Source organism: Kocuria tytonicola, assembly GCF_003687455.1.
Taxonomy (GTDB): domain Bacteria; phylum Actinomycetota; class Actinomycetes; order Actinomycetales; family Micrococcaceae; genus Kocuria; species Kocuria tytonicola.
On record NZ_PHOA01000150.1, the window covers coordinates 1 to 3,804 of the forward strand.

Consider the following 3,804-nt stretch of genomic DNA (forward strand, 5'->3'; position numbering starts at 1 on the left):
GGCGGGAACTGGACCTGACCGGCCCGGACGCGCTGCGCGCCCCAGCGGGTTAACACCCCCGGGGACAGCGCTCAGGCGCGCCAGAAACCGCCGATGGCCCCGCGCAGGGCGTGCAGGTCCGCGGTGTGCACGAGCTCGCGGGCCGAGTGCATGGAGAGCAGGCCCACACCCACGTCCAGGGTGCGGATGCCCAGGCGGGTGGCCGTGATGGGGCCGATGGTGGAGCCGCACGGCACGGTGTTGTTGGAGACGAACTCCTGGTAGGGCACGCCGGCCCGCTCGCACGCCTGTGCCCAGAGCGCGGCGCCCACGGAGTCCGTGGTGTAGCGCTGCTGGGCGTTGATCTTCAGCAGCGGCCCGCGGCCGGGCTCGGGGGTGTTCACGGGGTCGTGGTGGCCCTGGTAGTTGGGGTGCACCAGGTGCCCGGCGTCCGAGGACAGGCACACGGAGTTCGCCAGAGCGCGCAGCTGGTCGTCCCGGGACTCGCCCAGGGCGGCCCCGATGCGCACGAGCACGTCCTCCAGGAACGGCCCGCCCGCGCCGGAGCGGGTGGCGGAGCCCACCTCTTCGTGGTCGAACGCGGCGAGCACGCTGATCTGCCGCGCGGACTCCAGCTCCTCCGCGTGCTCCACCATGGCCCGCAGCCCGGCGAAGACCGAGGTGAGGTTGTCGAGGCGGCCGCTGGCCAGCAGGTTCTGCTGGGCGCCGATCAGCTCCGGGGCCTGGGTGTCCGCCACGGTGATGTCGTAGCCCAGGATGTCCGCTGGGTCGAGGGAACCCGACACGGGGTTCGCTCCGGTGGTGCCGACGTCCTGAGCCGTGGAGTTCTTCCCCGACGCGGCGGTCTCCCACGTGCTGGGCGTTTCGCGGGTGGGGTTCGCGCTCCCGGACCCTGCGACCGGTGCCAGGGTGGCCTCCGCGAGGACCGCCAGCACATCGGCGTCCTGGGCGTCCCCCACTCCCCACACGGGCTGCACGTGGCGCTGCCGGTCCAGGGTGAGGGCCTCGTTCACGGAGCGGTCCAGGTGGATGGCCAGCTGCGGGATGCGTGCCACGGGCCCGGTGGCCGTGAGCAGCTCCCGGGTGCCGCCGTTCCCGTCGCGCACCACCAGCCGGCCCGCGAAGCGCAGGTCCCGGTCCAGCCACGAGTTCAGCAGGGCGCCGCCGTAGACCTCCACACCGGCCTGGTACCAGCGGTGGGTCACGGTGGTGGGGCGGGGCTTGAGCTTGAAGCCCGGGGAGTCCGTGTGGGCGCCCAGGATCCGGTACCCGGTGCCCGGAGCGGCACCGGACGGGGTCACCCAGGCGATCAGGGCGCCGTCGCGCACCGTGTACCAGCGGCCCGGTGCCAGCTCGTCCCACGGGGCGGTCTCGGACAGCGCGGTGAACCCGGCGGCGTCCAGCTCACGGGCCGCCGCGGCCACCGCGTGGTACGAGCTGGGGGACGCCGTGACGAACTCGCCCAGCTGCCGGGCGAACGCGGCGTGGGCGGGGACGTCTGGCGCGGAGGCGCCGGGCGGCGTCGTTGCTGCCGAAGGCGTGGTGGCCGAGCGCGTGCCGGCCGCCGTGGAGGCGTCGCCGGGGACCGTGGTGTCAGTGCTGTCCGTCATGGGGCTCAGTGTAGGTGGGGGCGGGTTCCACCGCGGGGCGTGTGTCCAGCAGACCCACGTACCGGCCCTGGCCGTCCCGCACCGAGTAGGGCCCGTACTGCGGCGGGAGCACCATGTAGGCCTGCGTGGCCGGGTCCACCACGTAGGCGGCCAGGCCAGAGCGGTCCGCGGCGATCGCGGCGGGACGCTGCACGGCGGCAGGCAGCATGGGCGGGGCCGGTGGCGGCGGCAGCACCACGGTGCGGGTCACGGCCACGGCGGGGCGGCGCCGCACGAGCCAGAACACGAGCGCCACGTAGGCCGCGTTGAGGAGCAGCTCGGGGATCAGGTCCGCGGGGGCGCCGGAGGTCTCGTTCATGTCCACGAGCCCCGCCATGGCCAGCAGGGAGATGCTCATGTTGTTCACGGCGTGCAGGGCGATGCCCGCCTCCAGCCCGCCGGTGCGCCAGGTGACCAGGCCCATCGCCACCGCCATGATGCCCACGGAGAGCTGACCCCAGATGTCGTACGCGTGGCCCAGCATGAACAGCGGGACGGGGAGCAGGATGGCCCACGCGGGGTGCTTGAGCCAGCGGCCCACCATCTGCGCCAGGTAGCCGCGGAACACCACTTCCTCCGCGGCGCACTGCAGCGGCACCACGAGGAGGACCGAGGCCAGCAGCCACCAGAAACCGGGCACGGGCCGGACGGGTGTGGGCGTCCCGCCGCCGAGCAGGTCCAGACCGATGCCTCCCAGGTTGACCACCGCGTACACCACGGCGGCCACCCCGAAGCACGTGAGCAGCCAGCGCCAGCGGATCCGGCCCGTCACGGAGAAGATCAGCCCCAGCGGCCGGGGACCGAGCGTCAGCCGCGCGACCAGCGCACTGGGCAACAGCAGCGCCACCGAGCCGAACATCAGGAAGAACACGGCCGGGTCCAGCTGGTCCGCGTCCAGGAGGTCCGCGGCGACGGCGTCCGGCAGGGCGAACGCCAGCACGACCACGAACACGATGCTCAGCAGCAGGTAGACCGCGATGAGCAGCGTGCCCTCCACCAGCGGCATCCACCAGCGGTGGTTGCGGTCCGCAAGCGCGAGCCGGTGGTAGAAGTAGGTGCGGGTGCGGGGTGCACCAGGAGCTTCCGGGTGCGCCACCATGCTCCCGCGCGGATGCGTGGGCCCCGCCAGGGTGAGGGGTGCGGGGCTGGTCCACGGGGCGCTGGAGTGACTCATGCTCCCCACGGTATCGGCCACGGACCCGGCGCGCCGGATTGGGGAGGGCGCCCGCCGTGGGCGGGGCTCCCGTGCGGCGTCAGCGGCGGTAGCGCTCCACGAACGCGCTGAGCACCCGGGGCGCCTGGTCCACGGCGGGGCCGTTGGTCACGCGGTCCACCACGGTTTCCAGCTCGTCCGGGCGGAAGTAGCCCAGGTCCTTGTACACGCGGATGCGGTTCACCAGGCCGTCCACGTCCAGCTCCGGGTGGAACTGCGTGGCGTAGAGGTTGTTCTTGATGCGGTACATCTGCACCTGGCACACGGAGCCCTCGGCGAGCAGCACGGCGTTGGGCGGCAGCACCCGGGTGCCCTCCTTGTGCCCCACGTAGGCGCTGAACTCCCGGGGCATGTCCGCGAGCAGGGGGTCACGCTCACCCTCCTCGGTGAGCGTCACCGTGATGGGGCCCACCTCCTCGTGGCGGGTGCGGTCCACCACGGCACCCTGGTGGATCCCGAGCGTCCCCACCCCGTAGCACGCACCCAGGAACGGGAAGTCGCGGGCCACCACCTCGTCCAGCAGCGAGCTGATCCAGGTCTCCGCGCGGCGCTGCGCCCGCGACTTCTCCTCGGGCGGGTCGGACGAGTTGAAGGGCGAGCCGCCCACGATGATGCCGCTGTAGTCGTCCAGCTCCAGCGCGGGCCAGTCCCCGGACTCGAGCCGGATGCGGTGCAGCTCGGACTCATTGAGCCCCCCGAAGCGCGCAACGGCCTCGTACTCCTCGTCCGCAAGGACGTCATCATCACGTGTGGCCAGGAGCACGAAGGGTTTCATGCCTCTCATGCTAGCCACGCCGCGCCCCTCGCCCGGACACCTCCCCGGGAGACCGTCCCCGGTAACCGGCTACTCGGAGAGAGCCCGGCGGCAGCCAGTGGCTCGGGCAGAGCCCAGCTGCGGCCAGCGGCTCGAGTGGAGAGCGGCGGCGGCCGGGGGGCGGGCGG

At 73.0% G+C, this 3,804-nt stretch carries 3 protein-coding genes; all 3 read right to left on the reverse strand.

Annotated features, from left to right (window positions below):
* Positions 1-71 precede the first annotated feature (71 nt).
* The 3 genes from CWC38_RS11220 to CWC38_RS11230 all read right to left on the reverse strand — a co-directional run bounded on the left by CWC38_RS11220 (position 72) and on the right by CWC38_RS11230 (position 3,637).
* Complete coding sequence (locus CWC38_RS11220) at positions 72-1,610, reverse strand: M18 family aminopeptidase (RefSeq protein WP_121846805.1); 1,539 nt, start codon at positions 1,608-1,610, stop codon at positions 72-74.
* The gene (locus CWC38_RS11225) at positions 1,594-2,823 is read right to left on the reverse strand and encodes a CPBP family intramembrane glutamic endopeptidase (RefSeq protein WP_240625242.1); all 1,230 of its coding nucleotides are present in this window, start codon (positions 2,821-2,823) and stop codon (positions 1,594-1,596) included. The genes CWC38_RS11220 and CWC38_RS11225 overlap by 17 nt, the downstream gene beginning before the upstream one ends.
* A 79-nt stretch (positions 2,824-2,902) precedes the next feature.
* Positions 2,903-3,637: a glutamine amidotransferase gene (locus tag CWC38_RS11230; protein WP_121846807.1), complete on the reverse strand. Its 735-nt coding sequence runs from the start codon at positions 3,635-3,637 to the stop codon at positions 2,903-2,905.
* Positions 3,638-3,804 lie beyond the last annotated feature (167 nt).

Coding starts and splice junctions, on each gene's coding strand:
- CWC38_RS11225 (WP_240625242.1), bottom strand. CDS start 2,823: ATGAGTCACTCCAGCGCCCCGTGGACCAGCCCCGCACCCCTCACCCTG.
- CWC38_RS11220 (WP_121846805.1), bottom strand. CDS start 1,610: ATGACGGACAGCACTGACACCACGGTCCCCGGCGACGCCTCCACGGCG.
- CWC38_RS11230 (WP_121846807.1), bottom strand. CDS start 3,637: ATGAAACCCTTCGTGCTCCTGGCCACACGTGATGATGACGTCCTTGCG.